We start from the raw sequence: 2,392 nt of genomic DNA, 5'->3' as shown, positions 1-2,392 counted from the left end.
CTGTCCGGCGGGGCGGATGCGCGGCTGGACGCCGGGTGGAAGTTCGGCCTCCAGCGGGCCGCCGGCGGCCTGCAGTTTACGCACGGCGTTGCGGGCGGCTGATCCGAGGGCGGCCTGCTCCCAGAGCTGCGCCGCGAGGATCAGGACGGTGCACTCGGCCGGGGTGAGGCTGACATCGGGCAGGCGGTTGGATTCTTTGCCGATCCGGTACCGGGTGGTCGCGGGATCGTCGGAGCCCCACCCCTTGTCCGTCACCGTTTCGACGTCGAACCCGAACTGGCGCAGTTCGCCCTTGTCCCGCTCGAACATCCGCCCGAAGGCAACCTCGGAGCTGGTGGTGTCGTGGTAAACCTTCTCGCGCAGTTCGGCGCGGCGCAGCCCGTACTTGGTGTTGAGCAGGGCGATCAGCAGGTTCAGGAGGCGTTCTGTACGTGAGGCGGACACTCCGCAAGGGTACTAAAGCCGCGGCGCCAAAAACGCCGAAAGCGCGGCAACAGCCGGAAGAACTTTCCGATTGTTACCGCGCTTTCGAGAGGCCCGGCCCGAGCTTGCGGGGCCGGGAGCCGGTGCGTTAGCGGACCGCGACGAGGTCCACGACGAAGATCAGTGCCTCGTTGGGGCCAATCGCTCCGCCGGCGCCGCGGGCGCCGTAGGCCATCTCCGAGGGGATCTCCAGGCGGCGGCGGCCGCCAACTTTCATTCCCAGCAGGCCCTGGTCCCAGCCCTGGATAACCTGGCCGACGCCAACACGGAAGTCCAGGGGCGCGCCCCGGCCCCAGGAGGCGTCGAATTCTTCGCCGGTGGACCAGGCCACGCCGACGTAGTGGGTGGAGACGGTGTCGCCGGCTTTGGCCTCGGCGCCGTCGCCCTCGATCAGGTCGGTGATGACGAGTTCGGTGGGTACGTCGCCTTCGGGGAAGTCAATTTCCGGCTTCTGGCGGTCGAGGTTGCGCTGTCCAAATGACATGGTTGCTCCTTCTGTGGTGGTTTGCTGGTCAGACGTTACTTCTTGGCCTTGATTTCGACTACGAAAACGAGAGGACCAGCCGGTTTGCCTTGGGAGGCCGCGCTGGGGCCGTATGCGAGATCAGTAGGAATGGTGAGTAGAACTTTAGAACCGACTTTCTGATCTGCCAGCCCCAGTTTCCATCCTTGAATAACGCCCGTGAGGGGGAAAGTCGCTGGCTGGTTCTTGCCGAAGGTGGATTCAAACTCCTTGCCGTCTTCCCAACGCCACCCTGTGTAGTTGGCCTCAATAGTGTCGTTGGCAGTGACCTTTTCACCTGAGCCCTCAGAGAGGATCTTCACGGAGAGCCCAGTGGGTGCATCCGTTTTCGGGATGTCGGCAGACGGAACGCCCTTCGCATTGAACGCAATCTTCGGGAGCTTTCCAGCTTTGTCGAGCTTGTCTGTTTCGTCCTGGCTCAGGGGCTTGGGTGCGTCTTTCGCACCAAGTACCCTGACGATGAACAGCTGCGGGGGCTGCGCGGCAGAACCCTGCGCGGCGGCCTGTCCGGGCACAGCCAGAGCAATCTGCGATCCGATCTTTGCTCCAACGAACACGTTGTACATCACGGGATTGCCTGACTTGAGCTGGTCGTTCAGTTCCATCTGGTCGGGAGTCTTCCCGAAAGTGTCGCCCAGAGGCTTTCCGTCCGTGCCGTTGAATCCGACCACGGAAAGGCTCGCAATCTGGTTGGCTTTGAGCTGAGGACCGGAGCCCTCAGTGATCACCTTGGCCGTAAATTCCTTGACCTCAAGTGGCTTGGTGAACTCGACGCCGGGGGCCTTCTTGTCGCCGTTCTCGGTCAGTTTCAGAGAGTCCAGCTTCGCGGTCTCGCCGGCGGACTGGCTGGTGGGCTCCGGGGTGGCAGCTGGGCCGCCACCACAAGCGGTGAGCAGCAGCAGTCCGGGGAGGAGAATTGCTAATAGTCGGCGCACGTAAAAACTTTCGTCGGGGCAGGATGGACGCTTCGCCGGACATGAGCCAGCGGCAAAGCACACGGTGGCCGTCAAACGGCACCTTATCCAGAGTAACGCGGAAAGCTGGGTATCAGCCCATAGAGTCCAGCAGGGCATCCACACGGTCATCGACGCTGCGGAAGGGATCCTTGCAGAGGATGGTCTGGTGTGCGCGGTCGTTCAGCTTCAGATGGACCCAGTCCACGGTGTAGTCCCGGCCCAGTTCCTGCGCCCGGCGGACGAAGTCGCCGCGCAGTTTCGCCCGAGTGGTCTGCGGAGGGGCGTCGACGGCGTCCTTCACGGCCGTATCGTCAACCAGCCTCCGGGCTGCACCCCGGGACTGCAGCAGGTAGAACAGCCCGCGGGTGCGTGAGATGTCGTGGTAGGTGAGGTCCAGCTGCGCGATCCGCGGTGCATCGAGGTCCAGGCT

3 protein-coding genes and 1 pseudogene are annotated in these 2,392 nt (G+C 63.5%); all 4 read right to left on the bottom strand.

The window, feature by feature from the left end:
• Positions 1–444, bottom strand: a pseudogene (locus AC1DHD_RS15610) (WYL domain-containing protein); the annotation flags it as partial.
• Positions 445–571: 127 nt separating this feature from the next.
• Positions 572–967, bottom strand: coding sequence for an FKBP-type peptidyl-prolyl cis-trans isomerase (locus tag AC1DHD_RS15605; protein WP_175323652.1), 396 nt, complete (start codon positions 965–967; stop codon positions 572–574).
• Between the two features lie 35 nt (positions 968–1,002).
• Positions 1,003–2,016, bottom strand: a complete 1,014-nt coding sequence (locus tag AC1DHD_RS15600; RefSeq protein ID WP_476880585.1) for an FKBP-type peptidyl-prolyl cis-trans isomerase — start codon at positions 2,014–2,016, stop codon at positions 1,003–1,005.
• Positions 2,017–2,053: 37 nt separating this feature from the next.
• On the bottom strand, positions 2,054–2,392 hold a 339-nt coding region (locus AC1DHD_RS15595; RefSeq protein ID WP_476880584.1), incomplete at its 5' end, for a proteasome accessory factor PafA2 family protein.

This window comes from Arthrobacter sp. 05L45_2 (assembly GCF_056397525.1).
This window is presented reverse-complemented; position numbering and strand designations above follow the sequence as displayed.